This is a genomic window from Variovorax ginsengisoli (assembly GCF_030486595.1).
Classification (GTDB): domain Bacteria; phylum Pseudomonadota; class Gammaproteobacteria; order Burkholderiales; family Burkholderiaceae_C; genus Variovorax; species Variovorax ginsengisoli_B.
This window is the reverse complement of the sequence record NZ_JAUJZH010000008.1, coordinates 1-18,089: the sequence shown is the minus strand read 5'-3', so window position 1 is coordinate 18,089 and position 18,089 is coordinate 1. Positions and strand designations below refer to the sequence as shown.

The window sequence follows — 18,089 nt, the reverse complement described above, 5'->3', positions numbered from 1 at the left end:
GAGACCCACCATGAATGCCCCCCTCGTCCGCACCTCCCGCATCCTCCTCGTCGCCATCACGCTGGGCGCATGCGCCAGTGCATTCGCGGGGCAGGAACTGCTGGAGGTCAACTCGCGGTTCCGCGCGAAGATCGCGAAGGAGAAGATCCGCATCGGCGCACAGGAGCGCAAGGCGGAAGAACAAGGGAAGTCGCTGGACCCGAACCAGGGCACCTGCGGGAGCCAGAGCATCGGCAACATCGACACCGGCGGGCGCATCGGAGCCGCTCCGCGCGAGGTGTTCGTGTTCGCACCCAATGCCATCAACATCGTCGGCCGCGGCAGTTGCCAGTGACCCGAAATCCCTCAGAACGGAGATGTCATGAAACCGCCCCGCATCGTGCGCTTCCTGGCCCTTGCAGCCATCGCGGCACTCGCCGGCTGCCAGACGCTCGAGGTCAAGCAGCAAACCATCGAACAAACCGCCGAGATCCGCATCGGCCCCGAGCAACGGCCCCAGCGCTCGATCACGGGCTTTTCGCACGCGCTGCGCTGCATGGACACGATGATGCTCGACTACGGCGTGCGCGATGTGACGATGCTGACCGAGGAAATCACCGACGAAACGAAGAAGCTGAACGCCGGAACGCGTGACATGCTGATCTCGGCGGTGTCGGACATGTCGCGGCGCAGCCGCGCGGTGCGCCTGGTTGCGTTCGGCAAGGACACATTGAACGTTGTCAGCTTCCTGTCGGCAGCGCAGACCACGGCGGTCTACCAGGCGATTCCGCGCTACGACATCAAGGGCTCCGTGTCGCAGTTCGACGAGAACCTGATCAAGAACCAGAAGGACATGGGCATCGGCTACTTCCCGTACTTCAACCTCGGCGTTGCCAAGGACGCGTCCACCAGCATGCTGGCGCTCGACCTGAGCGTGCTGTCGACCAGCGACATGGGGGTGCTGCCGGGGGTCACGTCGCGCAATGCCGTGGTGATCATGAAGCAGGGCAAGGGCATCGACGGCGATGCCGCCTACCAGAAGTTCGGCATCAACTACAGCATGAACCTGGCACGTTCGGAAGGCAACTCGCAGGCGCTGCGCGGCCTGGTCGAACTGGCGGTGGTGGAACTCATCGGCAAGCTGACGAAGACCCCCTACTGGTCCTGCCTGGGCGTCAGCGACCCGAAGGCGAACGAGGAAACGCGTCTCGAGCTGCTGGATTGGTACAGCGCGATGGCTTCGACGCGCATCGAGCTGATCGCCTACTTCCAGAACCAGCTCCGCCATCGCGGGTTCTACGACGGCCCGATCGACGGCGAATTCAATCCTGCCATCGACGAGGCTATCTCCAACTATCGCGAGCAGCTCGGCCTGAGCCGCGCGGCAGTGCTCGACGACAAATTCTTCAGCGCCTTCCTCGCTGCAGACCACAGCAAGATCAAGCGCCCGGCACAACCGGCACGCTACGTTGCGCCCGGCACGCCTGCCACCCCGCCCGGATCACGGACGGCTGAAGCCACCGCGCCGACGACGGCCCCCGCACCCACGGCGACGCCCCTGAAGCTGTCCGTCTCGGCCCCGAACCAGCAGACCCGGTTTGCCCCCGGGGAGTCGATCAGCCTCTCCCTGGCGCCGTCGCAGGACGCCCACGTCTACTGCTACCTGCGGGACGAGGAGGCCAAGGTCATCCGCTTCTTCCCCAACCGGTTCACGCGGGACTCGCGCATCGCTTCGGCCAAGCCTCTGACATTGCCCGGCTCGATGCGCTTCCAGCTCTCGATGAACGCGAAGGGCGTGCCCGAGACAGTGACCTGCTTCGCGACGCCGCGCGACGTGATGCCCTCGCTGCCCCAGGCGGTGGTCGGGATCGACTTCGAACCCCTGCCCGGCGCCACGCTCGCGATGATCGGCGCCGCCTTCGACAAAGCCAGCGGCGGCACGCTCGCCCAGGAGAACTTCCATGTACAAGCCAAGTGATTTCCTCTCTGAACGTCAGCAACGGCGCGGCGCCCGCCTGGCAGCGCTTTCCCTGGTGGCCGTCGTCGCCGTGACCGGCATCGTTCTGCAGTGGCCCCGCGGCGCGACCGCAGCTGTCGCGGCCATCATCGGTGGCGACGACCGTGTCGCACCCCCCGTCGCGCCAGCGCCGCCGGCAGCGGGCGGGAAGGCACCCGCCACCTACCAACTCCGCTGCTGGCAGAACGGCCGGCTGCTGTTCGAAGAAGGGCCGGTCACGCTGAGCGCCGAAGCACGGCAGGGCGCAAGGATGGTGGCGACCGACCGCCGTGGCGGCGCCCTGTTCGTCACCGCCGATCTCGGCGGAACCACCTGCCTGGCGCGCCCTGCCCCGCCCCCGCCCACCCTCTGGCTGCCGCGCTGAGGCGCATTCCGCCGTCACCTGGAGCCCCGACATGAACTGGTTAACCCAAGCCTTCCCGCAACCGCCGTCGCTCCGGGCTGCGGCCCTTGCCGCCGGCTGCGCTGCGTTTCTTGCCGCGACCCCTTCCGGGCCCGCACAGGCAGCCACCGAAACCCGCAGCGTCGCCCACTTCGACGAGGTCGTGTTTGCCGTCGCCGGCGACGTCCGCATCGAACAGGGCCCGCGCGAGTCGCTAACCCTGGAGGCCGAGCCTGCGGTGCTGCGCAAGATCACGACCGAGGTCCGCGATCGGCGCCTGCTCATCGGCCTTGCGCCCGGCCGGGTCGAGACGAAGCAGCCGATCCGCATGAAGCTCGGCGTCCAGACCTTGCGCGCCTTCGAGTCGCGCACCGCCGGCGAGATCAGCATCGGACCCCTGCGCAGCGACACGCTCGCACTGGTGCTGGCGGGCAGCGGCTCGATCCGCCTCGAGCGCCTGGACAACGCACGGAGCCTCGACGTGCGGATCACCGGTGCGGGCGATGTCGCCGTCGGCGGCGGCAAGGTGGCGGCGCAGCAACTCGCCATCGCAGGCATCGGCACCTATTCCGCACCCAGACTCGCCAGCGAGCGCGCCGACGTGGCCATCGACGGCAACGGTGAAGTGCAACTCGCCGCCAGCACCACGCTGGCGGTGCGCATCGGCGGGGTGGGCAACGTGCGCTACCACGGCGACCCGGCGGTGACACGTTCCATCCGCGGCATCGGCTCGGTCGAAAAAGAGTGAACCGGGCAGGCGGCGCACGCAACCCACGGGCATCGACGAACCCCACACCCAAGGAGCCCTCCCATGATCCGCTACTTCAGCACCCTCGCCCTCGCCATCGCCGCCGCACTGGCCACCCCCCTCGTGAAGGCCGAGAAGGTCATGGTCTACCGCGAAGGCCAGCTCGTGATCCCGCAGGACGTGGCGGACGTGCTCGGCAATACCCGTTCGATTCACCTGCTCGACGACGCGCCCGCCGCCCCGGCGAAGGCCACGGCGGTGGCGACGGGCTCCCGGGTGAATGCATCGGCACGGCCCTCGGAATCCACCCGTGCCGCGCGCAATGGCTCGAAAGCGCCCGCCTCGGCGCTGTCCCTGCCGGTACGGTTCGCTTTCGATTCCGCCGAGATCCTTCCGGCCGCACGGATCCAGCTCGACGCACTCGCCAAGGGCATCAAGCTGCTGGCACCGGGAAGCATCGTCACGGTCGAAGGCCACACCGACGCCAAGGGCAGCCCGGCCTACAACCTCGAGCTCTCGCGCAACCGGGCCCGCGCCGTGCGCGACTATCTCGTTCACGAACACGGCATCGACGCCGCACGCCTGAAGACGGTCGGGTACGGCCCCAGCCAGCCGATCGAAGACACCGATCCGTACTCGGCCATCAACCGTCGCGTGCAGTTCCGCGGCGCCTGAGCGTTCGCCGCGCAATGCCCGAGGCGGACCGGATCGCGGCGGCCCGCCCTCCCCTTGTGCCGCCGCAGCGCTCGCCCGAGAATGGCATGCGATCGCCCGTGGAGTCCTCGAGGTCCGCAGCATCCATTCTTTCGGCCGTCACCATGAATCGCCGTCGCCTGCTCGCCTGCCTCGGCTCCGGTTTCGGCTTGAGCCGGGCCGGCCTCGCGCAAGCGCAGCAGGCCCCGGTCGACTCGCCAGGGCAACGCCGTGTCGCACTCGTGATCGGCAATGGGCGGTACCCCGAAATCCCGCTGAACAATCCCGAGCATGACGCTCGCCTGGTCGCGCAGACATTGCGCAGCCTCAACTTCGAGGTCGGCGAGCACCTGAATCTCAATGCCCGCGACTTCAAGCGCGTGCTGCGGGAATTCGCGCGCCGGATGGACGACGATCAGGTCGCGTCGGTCTTCTACTACGCCGGCCACGGCATACAGATCGGCGGGCGCAACTTCCTGCTGCCGGTCGACATCGCATTGCGCGACGAGGCCGAAGTGCGCGACGAGGCCATCGACATGCAGGAAGCGCTGCTCACGCATGTCGACCGGGTGCGCCCGCGCGCGCGCATCTTCATCATCGACGCCTGCCGCAACGACCCCTTCGCGTCGCGCCGTGCCGCTTCGCGCAACGCCAACGGCCTGGCCGAGATGGCGGCGCCGGGTGCCCTCATTGCCTTCTCCGCGGCGCCCGGTCGGGTCGCCGAGGACGGCCCGGTCGGCGGCAACAGCATCTACACGCGCTACCTCGCCTCCGAGATGCGAACCCCGGGGGTGGATGTCGAGGAAATGATGAAGACCGTGCGCATCAAGGTGCTGCGCGACACCCAGGAGCGCCAGATCCCCTGGGTCAACACGTCGATGGTCGTGAATTTCATGTTCAACCCCGCTCCGGCACCGACGCTGGCCGGGCCGAAACGCAACCTGCAGCTGCTCGTGCAGGCGCAACGCAGCCTGAACACCGATGCGCGCGATGCGTCGGCCTCGTTGGCGCTGCGGGTCTATGTACTGAGCGATGCGAGCGGGTTCGAGAAGGCGAGCTTCGACAGCCTCTACGACGATGACGAAGCCACCCTCGGGTCGAACATGCTCGCGCGCCAGAGTCTGTTCCTGCGCCCCGGCGAGGCGCGCGAGCTGGACCTCGAACTGCGCGGCGACGCGCGTGCCGTCGCGGTGTTCGGTGCGTTTCGGGAAATCGAGAGCTCGCAGTGGCGTGCCGTCCTGCCCTTGCCGGGTGGATCGTTGGCGCGTGCGCGCCTCGACGCGCAGGCGCGCCGGCTGCAACTGGGGTGGGCCAAGTGATGGGCAGCGGCGTCGACGAGCCGGCCGCCGCGCGTGCACTGCGCGTCGAGGCCCTCCCCCTCGTTGCCCTGCTGTCACGCCTGCGCGACTCGGCGCCCGTCGATCCGGCCGAATTGCGCCGGACGCTGTCGGCGGCGGTGGCCCATTTCGAGGCCAATGCGCGCGTCGCAGGTGTCGATGAGGCCAGCGTCGCGGCCGCGAGCTATGTGCTCTGCGCCTGGGGCGACGAGCAGTTCGGCGCCGGAGCCGCCGGACTGCTGCAGCGCTTTCACGGGGAGGCCGACGGCGGCGACAAGCTCCTGCGCCTGCTGTCGCGGCTGGCCGAAAAGCCGCGCGAGCATCGCGCGCTGCTCGAACTCTTCCATACCTGCCTGAGTCTCGGGCTGCGTGCGGGCATGACGCCCGACAGCCGAGACCATGAAATCCTGCGCACGCGCGTGCACCTCGCGCTCGAACAGGCGTCCCCGGTTCCGGCGCTGGTGGCGCCGTGGCACTGCGCGCCCGCTGCGGCCAACCCACCGCGGGCGTCACGTGTCGCGTTGCCGGCGGTGCTGCTGCTCGGCGTGCTTGCCGTCGGCATCTACACCGCCAGCCAGCTTCAGCTTGCAGCGCGCGTCGACGGCGTGCTGGCGTCCTTGCAGCGACTCGTACCGGCACCCGCCGTCGCCGCGCAGCCGGTGGTGGCCACCGCGAAGGGGCCGCCGCGGCTGGCCTCGAGCCTGCGCGACGACATCGATGCGGGCCGGCTGTCGGTGCGCGATGAAGCGTTGCGCAGCGTGGTCGTCATCGGCGCCAACGCGCTTGACGACGCCACCGGCCCGTTGACGCGCCTGGGCTCGGCGCTGAAAAAGATGCCGGGCAAGGTGCTCGTTGTCGGCTACACCGACGGCAGCGATCCCCCGACGGCGCGCACGCCCTCGGCCTGGCACCAGGCGATGGAATGGGCGCGCGGCGCCGCCGACGTCCTGCGTCCACAACTCGGCGATGAGCGGCTGGCGGTCGAGGCCCGCGTCGACGCCGCGGCCGGCGCGCCACTTCGACGCGTCGAGATCGTCCTGTTCCCGGAATGACGGCCTCGCCACGCTTCGTGCAACGCGCCATCAACCTCGGCGCGGCAGGCGCCTTGTTGTGGTTCGCGGCACCGCTGCTGGCCTTCGGTAGCTGGCATCCCTTCGACGGCCCGCGCGCACGCGTGGCCTTGCTGGCGCTGGCGGCGCTCCTGCTGGTCGGCCTGCGGGGACTGCGCGGGTGGCTGGCCCGGCGGCGCAACGAGCAATTGCTGAAGGGCCTCGAATCCGGCGACGCCACCGTCGAGCTGAGCCAGCGCTTCCGCGAAGCGCTCGCGATGCTGCGCCAGGGTGTCGGAGCGCAAGGCGCGCATCGCTGGTGGCAGCGCCGGCGACAAGTGCAGCAATTGCCCTGGTACCTCATCATCGGGGCGCCCGGGGGCGGCAAGACCACCGCGATATGGCATTCGGGCCTGCGCTTTCCGCTCGCCGAAAAGCTCGGACGCGACCCGCTCGCGGGTATCGGCGGAACGCGCCAGTGCGACTGGTGGTTCAGCGAGGACGCCGTGTTCATCGACACGGCTGGACGCTACACGACGCAGGACAGCGACGCCGTGGCCGACGCCGGGGAATGGCAGCAGTTCCTGGCGCTCCTGCGCCGGCACCGGCCGGTGCAGCCGATCAACGGCGTGATCGTCAGCGTCAGCGTGCCCGACCTGCTGCAAGGCGGCGCGGAACTCGCGCGCCAGTCGGCAGCCGTCGCATCGCGACTGGCGGAACTGCGCCGCGAACTCGATCTCGCCTTTCCGGTCTACCTGCTGGTGACCAAGGCCGACCTGCTCGCCGGCTTCGTCGAGACTTTCGGCGATCTCGACGCTGCGCAACGCGAGCAGCTCTGGGGCCTGGTGTTCGACGCCGATGTCGCAGGCCTCCCGGCCGATCTCGGCGCACGCCTCGACGACCTCGCGCAGCGCCTGGCGCAACGCACGCCCGAGTTGCTGCAGCAAGAGCGGATGCCGCAGCGCCGCCTGCCGATCTACGCCTTCGCGGCACAGTTCAAGGCCCTGCTCGCGCCCCTCGAAGGATTCGTGCGCGAGGCCTTCGCCGACGTTGCCGTCGCGCCGGTGCAGCGCCTGCGGTCGATCGCGCTGACGAGTGGCACGCAGGAGGGCAATCCGATCGACCGGGTGATCGGCGAACTCGCGCGCAGCCACGGCCTGGCGCTGAAGCCGCTCCCGCGCCCCGATGCCGGTGGCAAGTCGTTCTTCCTGAATGCGCTGCTCAAGCGCCTGGTGATCGTCGAAGCGCCCCTGGCAGGCCAGCGGCTGCAGCGGCTGCAGCGGCGTCGGCGCCTCGGCATGTTCGGCGCCGCTCTTGCCGGTGCCGCGCTGCTCGCCGCCTCCGCCCTGTGGTGGCAGAGCTGGCGGCGCAACCTCGACTATGTCGACGCCGTGCGCACCCGTGTCGAGCAGTTGACCCGGCGCATCGGCCCCCTGGAATCGGCCAGTCTCGAACAGGTGTTGCCGCTCTATTCGGTGCTCGACCACCTGGCCGCGAACGACGGCATCGATCCGGACGCGGCGCCGGCGGGCTTCGGCTTCGGGCTGTTCCAGGGACCGCGGCTGGCGCGCTCGGCGGAACAGGTCTATCGCGAGATGCTGGACCGGAGCCTGGCGCCGCTGCTCATCGAGCGATTGCGGCGCGACCTGCGCGAGGCCGGGGACAGCGCGACGCGCTACGAGGCGCTGCGCACCGCACTGATGCTCACCGACCCGCCACGCCTGAACCGCGGCGAGTTGCGCGGCTGGGTCGAGCAGACGCTGGCACAGGCGAGCGGCGCCGGCGAGCGTGGCGAGGTGGCGCGCCATGCCGGGAACCTGCTCGAACGCAGCGGGCTGCCCGAGGCCATGCGCCCCGACGACGCCGGCGTACGCGCGGCGCGCAGCGCCCTCGCGGCGCTGCCGCTGGCGCAACGCGTGCACGAACGCCTGCTGCGACGCGTTCCCGATCCCGAGCCGCCGCAGGATCTGCCGACGCGCCTCGGCGCGGCCAGCGCCCTTCTGTTCGCGGCGTCGAGCGCCGGGCCGATGCCGGCGCATTCGAGCGCCAGCGACTGGCGGCGCAATCTGGCGCCAGCGCTCGAGACGACCTTCGACGAACTCGCGAACGAGGCGGACTGGGTGCTCGGGGACACCGGCGGCGAAGTGCGACGCCTGCAGAAGGACCGCGCCTGGCGCGACGAAATCGCCACCCAGGTCGGCAAGCGCCAGGCCGAACGCGTGATCGCCACCTGGTCGCGCCAACTCGATGCCCTTGTGCTGGCACCCGGCAGTGACGCGATGGATGCCTCGCGCCAGGCCACTGAACTCACGGCGCCCGATTCGCCGCTGCGCCGCCTTCTGACACGCCTGGCCGACGACTTCAGCGCGACCTCACAAGGCGCAAGCGCCGCCGAGATCGCCTTCGATGGCACGCTGCGGGCACGCTTCGGTGCCCTCGGCGACTACGCGGCCGGTCCCGGACCGCAAACGCTCGACCGCCTTCACGCCCTGGTCGCCGGCAAGCGCGACGAGACCCGACGCGCCGAACTCGACGCGACCTTGCGCACCGAGGCGGCCGCTGCGCCAGCGCCGCTGCGCAGGCTCTATGCCGACCTCGGGACCTTGATCCGCTCGCGCGGTCGCGCCAAGCCGGGCTTCGACGCCGCGCTGGTCGAACTCGCGCAGGCCTGCAGTACGTTGACGCGCGAGCGCTTTCCGTTCAGTGCCACCGCGACGCGGGACATGGCGCCGTCCGACTTCGCGCGCCTGTTCGGACCCGGTGGCCTGTTCGACGAATTCCGGCGCAACCAGTTGGCCGAGCGCGTCGACACGTCGACCCGGCCGTGGAAGGCGCGCAGCGCAGGGGCCGATTCGAGTGCCTCGAGCAATTCGGACGCATTCGAGCGGGCGGCGGCCATCGGCAGCCTGTTCTTTCCCCAGGGTGCGCCGCTGCCCGAGCTCAAACTGCGCATCACGCCACGGCGCATGGATGCCGAGTTGCTGCAGTTCAGCATCGATGTCGATGGCCAGCTCTTGCGCTTCGAGAACGGCCCGCCACGCGCCAAGGAACTGGTCTGGCCCGGACAGGCCTTGACGCAGAAAGTGCTGCTGCGCGTGCTGCCGCCCGGCCCGACCGGCGTCGGCGCCGAAGTCCATGAAGGTGCGTTCGCCTGGCTCCGGGTGCTGCTGCGCGGCGACTGGAAGGGCGAGCACGGCGCGCCGGCGCAGCTGAGCTTCGTCGTCGACACGCGCACCCTCGACGTCGAGGCGAGCGCAGTCGGGACACCAGACGCCGATGTCTGGACCCTCCGGGAACTGGCACGTTTTCACTGCCCGCAGGCATCATGGTGAAGTCGCCCTCGCGTCGCGTCTCCTGGTACGGCAAGTTGCCCGCGCGTGGCGACTTCGTCGGCCGCGGCCTGCCCGCACGCTGGCGCAGCGACTGGGATGGTTGGCTGCAACGCGGCCTCGCCCTCGCCGCGACGACGCTGGACGCCGCCGCGCTGCGTGAACGCCTGAGCACCTTCGCGCCGTGGCGCTATCTGGCGCTGCCGACGTCCGGCGAGATCTGGTGCGGAATCTTCACGGCGTCGCACGATCGTGTCGGACGCGCCTTTCCGCTGACGCTGGCCGAACGCTTCAACACCCCGCCCTCGCCGGGTGAAGGCGCCGCACGGCTCGCGTCGCTGCTCGACGCAGCCGCACAAGGGCCCGAGGCGCTCGAGGCCGCGATCGCCGCCCTGCCGCCCCGTCCGGAGCAGGACTTCAAACCGGCCGAGCCCTGGCCGTCGGCGCCGGCCAGCCTCTGGTGGCCGCTCGCCGCCGCACACGATGTCGTTGCGCGGCCCGCGGCCTGGCCGCCGGAGCCGGCACTTCTGCTCGAACTGCTCGGTGTTCAACCCGGCTCGCACCAGATCGCGAGCGCGGAATAGTTGTCCTGGTCGCTGCGATCGGCTCGCCGCACACCCGCTTCGAGTCGATCGAGCCAGGCCTGGATGCCGCTGCAGCCGGCCAGGCTGCGCTCCATCGCCAGATCGTCGAACGCCGACCAGAGGCCGTCGCTGCACAGCAGCAGGGCATCGCGGGAAGCCAGCAGCTGCGCCGTTTCCAGGATCTCGACGTCGAAGCCTTCGGGCGAGCCAAGCGCCGAAGTCAGTTGCCCCGGGGCGGCGTCGCTCGCGTTCAGCCCGGCATCGCGCAAGCTCTGCGCGAGGCTTTGATCGCGCGTGCGCCCGAGCAACCGGGCGTCATGCCATCGGTACAGCCGCGAGTCGCCGGCATGGGCCCAGATCGCCGCGCCACTGCGCAGGTCGAGCAGCAGCACGACGATGGTGGTGCGCATGTCGGCCGTGGTCGTGCCCGCGACCTGCTGCGCGACCACCGCGTCGTTGGCCCCCTGGACAAGGCGCTTCAGCGCGATCGGGCTGACCTCGGGTCGGAGCGCGAAGGCTTCGAGCACATGCGTCACGGCCGCGCGCGAGGCCGTCTGGCCGCCGCCGTGTCCACCCGCACCGTCGCACAGGACGGCGACAAGGGCGTCGGCGCCCTGCCAATAGCCGAAGGCGTCTTCGTTGCACTCGCGCCGCCCGGTTCGCGACAGCGCGGCGACCGAGAAGTTCAACGCGCGTTGGGCCATGGCGGCTCCGGCGGTGGGGCATCGGCATCGGCGTTCACGCGCGACTGGGCTTCGTAGGCGCGCAGGAATTCCCGTCCGAAGATGGTCTCGAAGTCGTCATCCAGGTGCGCGAGCAGATGGGCGTGCTGCAGCCGATGGCGCTCCCAGAGGGCCGCGGCGCGGCGCTTGGGAAGGCGAGCAAGAAGATCGCGCGGCGGTCCCTCCGCGTTCTCGGCGGCCTCGGGTCCCAGGCGGGAAAAGAGCTCGAACACCGCCGCGCGCATGCCGGCGACCATCGCCACCTGGTGGACCAGCAGGTCCCGATTCGCATCGCGCAGCGCCGCCACGGGGTCGAGAAAGCCGGGGCTCGGGACACGCTGCAGCATCCGGGTCAAGGCTTCGGTCGCGTCCGGCGAGAACTTCAGGGGATTGTTCTGACGCGGCGCGATCACCGTGCCCTCGGCGCGCATGTGGCGTTTCGCGACCGCGCGGCTTTTCAGCAGCGCGAGCGTGCCCTCGGCGGTGGCCCGCAGCAGTGCGCCCAGGTGTTCCATCAACTCCGGCGTCAACGGCGGCACCTGGGCGCAGCCCAGTTCGGCGCCGCGACCGAACGCCGCTGCAAGCTCGGCCAGATCCGGCGATCCGCCCGCGGGCGCGGTCGATGCGGCAGCCGCTGCGCTGGCGGGCCGCGGCAGCTCCGCCGAAGGCGGTGGCAACGAGGGCGCGCTGTGCATCACCGGCGTGCCGGTCCGCACGACCAGCGGATCCGTCTTCCAGGACACCACCGCGCTCGCTGACACCGCCTCGGGCGTCGATGCCACTTCAGGCGCCGGCGCCAGGGCCGGCAGCGGCGATTGCGCGGCAAGCGGATCGAGCGCGCCGTCCAGATCGAACCAGCGATCCAGACGCGCCCGCGGAGCCGCCGGCGCCGCAATGCACTCGACAGCGAGCTCGAACCCGCCGATGCGCAGGCAGTCGCCCACCGACAGGCCCAGCTGGTCACCCGGGGCGAGCTGCGTGTCGTTCACCCACAAGGGGGTGGTGACGCTGATGCAGCGCACGAGCGCGTCCTGGCCGGCCATGACGACTTGCGCGTGTTGGCGCGACACCCCGCGCAGCGGGTCGGCCAGCACCAGATCGCATTCGGGAGAGCGGCCGATGATGATGCCCTCCGGCGAAAGCGGAAGCGCCGTCGCATCGGGCTCGGTGGCGCCGGGGCGGCGCATGACATGCAGCGCGATCACGGGGGGCCCGTTCGGATTCAACCCAAGGCTCGCCACAAGTCGGCCTGCACACGGCGGGCATCGACGGTGGGCGCGAGCTGTTCCATGACGCTGGCAACGAACTGCTCGCGGGTGTTCGATTTCGCGGCACAGCGCTTCGCGACCACCCGCGCAATCGGCCCGAGCGAGGAAAGGAGTGCAGCGGCCGCCTTGTCGACATCGCCTTCGCGCATGGGCACGCCGTTCGGCGCCGCGCCCTCCGCTCTCGTGACCTGGGCGCCAGAGGCTCGTCCTGCCGACACCGCACTCTGGGTTGGCGACACGCCGGCCCTGGCCAGGAAGCGCTCGCGCGCTTCGATGTCGGTGATCGCGCTGGCGACGGCATGGCGCACTTCCGCCAGCGTGGACAAGCCACGCGCGGCGCGGCGCACCATCACGCGCGCCACCGCGCCCACGTGCTGTGCCAGTTCGCGCTCCACCTCGGCCAGCGCGACGGTGTCCCATCCGGTGGGCGCGGGAATCGAAGGCGGGACGGTGACGGGCAGCGACTTCGGGTGCGCCGGGGCGTTCCGCTCCGAGTCGGGCACCGTCGGCACGATCGGCGCGCTCGGCCCGGGCATGTCGGACACGTGGCGCAGCGTCGGGACGGGCAGGCTCGGCTCAAGGCTCTCGATGACAGGCGCCAACACGATGTCGGCCGGCAGCACCTCCGGCAAGGTCTCGGTGGCGAGCGCCTGCAGCGCCGTTCGCATCGCCATCGCGTTCGGATAGCGCTGCGCCGGATCCTTCGCCAGCGCGCGGTCCAGCACCGCATCGAACGGCTTGAGGCTGGCGTCGTTCGTCACTTCGCTGAGCGGCTTGTGAGGCTCGTAGACGATCTTGTACATGATCGCGTCGTCCGTGCCGACGAATGGCGTCGTCCCGCTCAGCATCCGATAGAGCAGTACGCCCGCCGAGAAAACATCGACGCGGCGGTCGATCTCGCGGTTGGTGTACTGCTCAGGCGCGATGTAGCCGGGTGACCCGACGATCGAATTGGCGCGTGTCAGATTCGACGATTCGGTTCGCGCGATGCCGAAATCGGTGATCTTGAGGCGCCCATCATCGGCAATCAGCAGATTCGCCGGCTTGATGTCCCGGTGCACGATGCCGCGCTCGTGCGCATAGTGCAAGCCGTCGAGCAGTTGCGTCATCACGCACAGCACCTGCGGCACCTCGAGCTTGCGCGGTGCCTGGACATAGTCGCGCAGGTTGCGTCCGGCGACGTACTCCATCACGATGTAGGCGAAGTCGTTGTCTTCGCCGAACTGGTAGATCGAGACGATGTTGCGGTGGGTAAGCCGCCCCGCCGCCTTGGCTTCCACCCGAAAGCGCGCCGCCACGCTCATGTCGTCGCCCCCCGATTCGAGCAGGCGGCGGTGAATCGTCTTGATCGCCACCGCACGGTCGATCGCCGGATCGTGCGCCAGGTACACGATACCCATCCCGCCCGAGCCGATCACGCCGCGGAGCGGGTACTGACCGACGTGGGTGGGCGGCGACATGCGGGTACGGGCCTCAGGTATCGATCATCTTGATGGCCTGATCGAGGCTGCGGCGCATGCGCGTGAACGATTTCGCCAGGGTCCCGATCTCGTCACGGCCATTCGTCGCGAACTCCGGCACATCGGGTTCGCCCAGGCTGACGCGGTTGGCCACCTTCGACAGCGCCGTCACCGGCCGGATCACGAGCAGGTAGAGCATCACGTTCAACACGATGCCGATGGCCAGGAAGATGCCGACAAGCGAAGCCATGAAGACCTTGAACGTCTGTTCGGCGCGCGCCAGCGGCACCGACATCGGCACCGAAACGACCTGCGCGCCGATCACCTCGTTCAAATGCCAGCCGAAGCCGTTGGCCGGCCCGTACTTCTCGATCACCGTGCGCGGCGCCGCCTCGACCGTGCTGTGGCAGGTCAGGCAGGCGGCGTTCGTGATACGGATCGGGCGTGCGATGTAGAGCGCCCGCCCGGTACCCGACTCGCGCTCGCCAATGAACTCCTTCTGATCGGCCTGGGTGCGAAAGCGATTCACGATGTCGGCTTCCCAATCGACGGCCCGATCGCGCGGGTTGGTCGGATTCAGGGTCGCTTCCTTGTAGGTGTAATCCGGGAAGCTCTTGGCCAGTGTCGCCAGCACTTCCGTGGCGGAATAGGCCGGCACGGTCTGGGGCAGGAAGGTGTACTTCATCTGCGTTTCGAGCAATGGGCGGATCTGGTCATTGGTGTAGGCGCGTACCGCCATCGCCTTTTCCATCGTCAGGCGCGCATGGTTGAGCACTTCCTGCTTGGCGTTGCCTTGCAGCAGGTCGTAGGAAATCTTGCCCGTGCCGGCCACACCTGCGACGAAGACAACCAGGAAGATCAGATTGAACTTGAGTAGAAGGCTCATGAAATTCTCCAGTCCTGGTCGTAGTAGTCGCTGGGTTGCGCCACGACAGCGAACGGTTCACTGAGACGTGCCGCGCCCGGTGCTGGTGCCCGAGGCTGCGGGGATGGATCCAGGCGCAGGTGCGGGTGCGGCGGCAGCGGCGGCGGCAGCTGCTGCTGCAGCGGCAGCCGCGCGGGCCCGTGCCGCTGCGGCCGCGGCCTCCCGCGCCCGGCGACGCTCGGCCTCTTCGGCCAGGCGGCGCGCATACCCCTCGGGGTCGGCATAGCGCTCCCACTCGGGGTGTTGCGCCAGATCGGCCTTGGCCCCCGCACGGAAGTCGAGGTCGGCCGCACGCGACTGCCACAGCGGCAGCAGCGGCAGCCGCAGCGCCGGTTCGGTCCGCAGCCAGGCGGCCACATCGGTGTAGGTGATTTCGCCGCGCGCCTTGGGTGCGACGTTGCGCTTGGCGCGCTGCTCGCCACGCGCGGGCAGCGAGTCGCGGAACTGGCTCGGCACCTTGCTCACGAACTCGGGCGTGGCACGCTGCCCGACCGTCGGCGTGGTGCCTTCGCGCCGCTGTGCGAAGTCGCCGCCGGCCAGTTGCGTGACCGTCTGCGAGCCATCGCGCAGCGTCAGCCTGGCGGATCCGGATTCGACGAACAACTCGTACTGCGCCCCCTTGGTGTGGATGACGGCAGCGGCGGCCTGCGTCGCCACCTCGACGCCGGGGCCGACGTAGCCGAAGGCGCCGGGGGCGGTGGTCTTGAGCCAGCCCTCGAGCAGATAAAGCGGCGGCGCCGTCAGCCCCTTGCCGACGCGAGGCGCCAGCATCAGGCGCGTGGATTCACCGATGCCGACGAGGACGCCCCCGGGAAGCTCGATCTGGGCAAAGGCGCCCGGCGCCGTCTCGATGATGTCCTGATCGTTCAACAACACGCCCTCGGCGAGCGCGTAACGCGTGGTCTGGCGGATCAGCGCGACCTCGCCTTCGACGATGCCGACGATGCTGCCGGATCGCGCCGGGGCCGGCGAGGCGCCGGTGGCTTGCGCACAAGCAAATGGCGACGCGAACAGGCTCGCGACGCACAGCAGCAGGAACCCGAACAAGACCCTTGCGAGCCGTAAAGACGTAACTCCGCTGGCGTCGAGCATCATGGTTCCTAGCTGCAAGACAAATTTACAACTTCCATATTACTCAGTCCCCCGCGCCGTGTCCGTCTTTTTCCGGGCCGACGAGCGCGCAACGGTCGGGGGCGAGTTGCCGGCAAGGCAGGGAGTTGCTGCGCTCGTCTCGAGAAGCCGGACGGCCTGTCCGGGCGAGCCAATTTCGCAGGCTGGCGGCCGGGCTCAGCGCCCTGTGTCGAGCAATGGGCTGCTGCCGGTCTCGTGGACACCGATCCAAGCTTTTGCGGCTTTCTCGAACTCCATCGGACTGCCGTAGCCGCTGGCTGCGGCCCTCGACAACCCAGCTGCTGCGGATCGGCTTCCCTGATGGCCCGTGCCGAGTGGAAGTGGAATCGGGGAACGCAGGAGGGAAAGCCGAGCGATGAGCGGGCAGCGTGTGAATGAAGCGTGGCATCGCCGAAAGTTTGGCCGCACCTCCACCATCACCAAATGAGAGGAGGAAAAGGGCTGCTTCACCTGGGATTCGACGCAGCCCAGGCGCGGAAGGAGCAGCAGCCCTCTGGCGTGAGCGTCGACATCAGGGAGGCGATGTGAGCTGCACGCTCCCCCTCACCGGCTGCCGCCTGCCCAAGGCCCTGGAGGCTCTATCGGAGCTCGACCGGTCGAGCCAGAGCGATGCGCTCGCCGCCAACGTTCACCAGGGCGTTCCGATGACCGCAGCCCATGCAAATGAAGAAGGGGCCGACCTCATCAATTTTAAGTGTTTCGGCTCGAAACGCGATCTCAAGACCGCAGGCTCTGCACTTCCACATGTCGCGTCTCCTGTTGGGAGCGGCCACCGTACCCCGCCCTCACCCACTACCCAGGTCAGAGAGGTCGCACGCGTGCTGCAAGACGAGACCTACGACGCCGCCCACCGCGCCGAAACCGCTCGCGCCACGCGCCGCGCCACCTTGAGCCCGACGTGTTCAAGCCCTTTGGGACGACACCATGAAATGCCCCGCCTGCACGAGCACCGAGCAGCGCGTGCTCAATACGCGCAACGAGTCGGCCAAGGTCCCGGACTGGACGATCGCGGCCGCGCACGGTTGACAAGAAGATCCCCGGACCCGCCGCGCGGCATGCGCAAGGTCCGGCAGAAGTGGTTCTGGCGGGGGACCGACGCGCTGACAATCGAGATCCAGCAGCCGCTCCAGGCCGGCGGCATATCGAAGCGGGTGTACCGCCGCAAAGTGCGCGCAAAGAGAAACGGGTCACGCCTTGTGAGCGCAACCCGTTGATCTATCTAACGATTTTGGTCGGTGTGAAAGGATTCGAACCTTCGACCCCTTGCACCCCATGAGGGGAGCGAATCCGTCGCAACGCGTTGTCATGGAACGGCTTTGCGGTAACACCTGTGACAAACCGACGGGCGAAAATCTCTGCATTTCCGCATCCGGCTCCCTGTGACGAGGGCGCGTTTGTCACGGAAAAAGCTGGATACCTATCCAGCGTCGAGCATACTTCTGTCGAAGCAGGCTGCCGCGAAAGAAGTCAGTGCATCTGCACGATACCGAATCGGCCACTTCGGGCCCAAAGCGGCTGTGCAGAGATCTCCACAACGGATGCTCCGGCTTGTCCTCACTTGCGCTGCCGCCCCGATGCAAAGCTGTCGGCAAGTAGAGTTTCGCTAACTCGGCCTTTTCGCTCGCCGCACTATGCCCGACACGCTTCGAAAGACATCGATGCTCCACGGAAGAGGATCGCTTCCGTCACACACTGGCAAAAGAAAGTAGTTTGGATCGAGCAAGGTCGTGCCCATTGGGTATCCGATAGGGAAATTGAATCGCCAAGGCTCGCGATTCGCGTCTGCAACCATGTGCGCCCGGAGCGCTTGCTCCACCCGATCCAGCCAATTGCAGAGCTGGAGCAAACCCCTTTTTCCGACCGCCAAGAAATCCTGCACGAGTGGTTGATTCGAGGCTGCATACGGACCACGGAGAAAGCAGTCGACCTCTGGTTCGTGTCCTTCCAGAACGCTGAGTTGGAATTGAACGAGATGATGGTTGTGGACGGTCGTGTCCCATTCCGTGGTGTAGGTCCACAGCCCGGAGAAGGCTGAGCTGCACGGTACTCAGCGTGCCACTGCGGACAGCCGAGTGGGCGCAGTATCGCTCAGGGTCTGCAAGCCCTCCAACTGCATGTAGCGTCGGTTGAGCGACCACTCGTCGTTCTGCTCCATCATCATGGCGCCGACGAGCCTCGTGATCGAGGCGTCGTTGGGGAAGATGCCGACGACGTTCGTGCGCCGCTTGATCTCGGCGTTCAGCCGCTCCAGAGGGTTCGTGCTGTAGATCTGCGTCCAGTGCGCCCGCGGGAAGGTCATGAAGGCCAGGACGTCGTTCTCCGCGTCATCCATCAGCGTGCCAAGCTTTGGGAACTTGTCGCGGAGCTGGTCGGCGACCGATCGCCATTGCGAGCGTGCCGCATCGGCCGAGTCTTGTACGAACACCGTGCCGATGGCGGCCGAGACCATGCGCCGCTGCGTCTTG

At 68.6% G+C, this 18,089-nt stretch carries 16 protein-coding genes; 10 read left to right on the top strand and 6 right to left on the bottom strand.

The features are described 5' to 3' along the window. The first annotated feature begins 10 nt into the window (after positions 1-10). The 9 genes from QZH52_RS12800 (at position 11) to tagF (ending at position 10,118) form a co-directional block, all read left to right on the top strand. The gene (locus tag QZH52_RS12800) at positions 11-334 is read left to right on the top strand and encodes a hypothetical protein (protein ID WP_301809352.1); all 324 of its coding nucleotides are present in this window, start codon (positions 11-13) and stop codon (positions 332-334) included. A 27-nt stretch (positions 335-361) separates the two neighbouring features. After that, complete coding sequence (locus tag QZH52_RS12795) at positions 362-1,957, top strand: DUF4384 domain-containing protein (RefSeq protein ID WP_301809349.1); 1,596 nt, start codon at positions 362-364, stop codon at positions 1,955-1,957. Next, positions 1,941-2,360: a hypothetical protein gene (locus QZH52_RS12790; protein WP_301809346.1), complete on the top strand. Its 420-nt coding sequence runs from the start codon at positions 1,941-1,943 to the stop codon at positions 2,358-2,360. The genes QZH52_RS12795 and QZH52_RS12790 overlap by 17 nt, the downstream gene beginning before the upstream one ends. A 31-nt stretch (positions 2,361-2,391) precedes the next feature. Then, positions 2,392-3,126, top strand: a complete 735-nt coding sequence (locus QZH52_RS12785) for a GIN domain-containing protein (RefSeq protein ID WP_301809344.1) — start codon at positions 2,392-2,394, stop codon at positions 3,124-3,126. Between the two features lie 63 nt (positions 3,127-3,189). Beyond that, a complete protein-coding gene (locus QZH52_RS12780; protein ID WP_301809340.1) occupies positions 3,190-3,801 on the top strand; it encodes an OmpA family protein in 612 nt (203 codons plus the stop codon). Positions 3,802-3,944: 143 nt separating this feature from the next. After that, complete coding sequence (gene tssJ, locus QZH52_RS12775) at positions 3,945-5,138, top strand: type VI secretion system lipoprotein TssJ (RefSeq protein WP_286524328.1); 1,194 nt, start codon at positions 3,945-3,947, stop codon at positions 5,136-5,138. Further along, positions 5,126-6,208 carry a DotU/TssL family secretion system protein gene (locus QZH52_RS12770; protein WP_301809333.1) on the top strand — a complete coding sequence of 361 codons (1,083 nt, stop codon included), beginning with the start codon at positions 5,126-5,128 and terminating at the stop codon, positions 6,206-6,208. The genes tssJ and QZH52_RS12770 overlap by 13 nt, the downstream gene beginning before the upstream one ends. Then, positions 6,205-9,537 (top strand): type VI secretion system membrane subunit TssM, encoded by a 3,333-nt coding sequence (gene tssM, locus QZH52_RS12765; protein ID WP_301809327.1) that lies wholly within the window; start codon positions 6,205-6,207, stop codon positions 9,535-9,537. The genes QZH52_RS12770 and tssM overlap by 4 nt, the downstream gene beginning before the upstream one ends. After that, positions 9,531-10,118 (top strand): type VI secretion system-associated protein TagF, encoded by a 588-nt coding sequence (gene tagF / locus QZH52_RS12760; protein ID WP_301809324.1) that lies wholly within the window; start codon positions 9,531-9,533, stop codon positions 10,116-10,118. Before tssM ends, tagF begins: the two co-directional genes overlap by 7 nt. Here tagF and QZH52_RS12755 read toward each other — a convergent pair. Genes QZH52_RS12755 through QZH52_RS12735 form a run of 5 tightly spaced genes read right to left on the bottom strand, consistent with a single transcriptional unit; the run spans position 10,082 to position 15,540 of the window. Then, the gene (locus tag QZH52_RS12755) at positions 10,082-10,822 is read right to left on the bottom strand and encodes a PP2C family protein-serine/threonine phosphatase (RefSeq protein ID WP_301809321.1); all 741 of its coding nucleotides are present in this window, start codon (positions 10,820-10,822) and stop codon (positions 10,082-10,084) included. The two genes, tagF and QZH52_RS12755, sit on opposite strands and share 37 nt — an antisense overlap. Beyond that, the gene (gene tagH, locus QZH52_RS12750; protein ID WP_301809319.1) at positions 10,804-12,045 is read right to left on the bottom strand and encodes a type VI secretion system-associated FHA domain protein TagH; all 1,242 of its coding nucleotides are present in this window, start codon (positions 12,043-12,045) and stop codon (positions 10,804-10,806) included. Before tagH ends, QZH52_RS12755 begins: the two co-directional genes overlap by 19 nt. Positions 12,046-12,062: 17 nt before the next feature. Continuing rightward, on the bottom strand, positions 12,063-13,568 hold the full coding sequence (locus tag QZH52_RS12745) for a serine/threonine-protein kinase (RefSeq protein WP_301809316.1): 1,506 nt from the start codon (positions 13,566-13,568) through the stop codon (positions 12,063-12,065). Positions 13,569-13,581: 13 nt separating this feature from the next. Next, positions 13,582-14,454, bottom strand: coding sequence for a Tll0287-like domain-containing protein (locus QZH52_RS12740; protein ID WP_301809312.1), 873 nt, complete (start codon positions 14,452-14,454; stop codon positions 13,582-13,584). Between the two features lie 57 nt (positions 14,455-14,511). Beyond that, a complete protein-coding gene (locus QZH52_RS12735) occupies positions 14,512-15,540 on the bottom strand; it encodes a FecR family protein (RefSeq protein WP_301809310.1) in 1,029 nt (342 codons plus the stop codon). A 608-nt stretch (positions 15,541-16,148) separates the two neighbouring features. Between QZH52_RS12735 and QZH52_RS12730 the strand changes: the two genes are divergently transcribed. Continuing rightward, positions 16,149-16,838, top strand: a complete 690-nt coding sequence (locus QZH52_RS12730; protein ID WP_301809308.1) for a hypothetical protein — start codon at positions 16,149-16,151, stop codon at positions 16,836-16,838. A gap of 833 nt (positions 16,839-17,671) precedes the next feature. Here QZH52_RS12730 and QZH52_RS12725 read toward each other — a convergent pair. Then, on the bottom strand, positions 17,672-18,089 hold a 418-nt coding region (locus tag QZH52_RS12725), incomplete at its 5' end, for a transposase (RefSeq protein ID WP_301809305.1).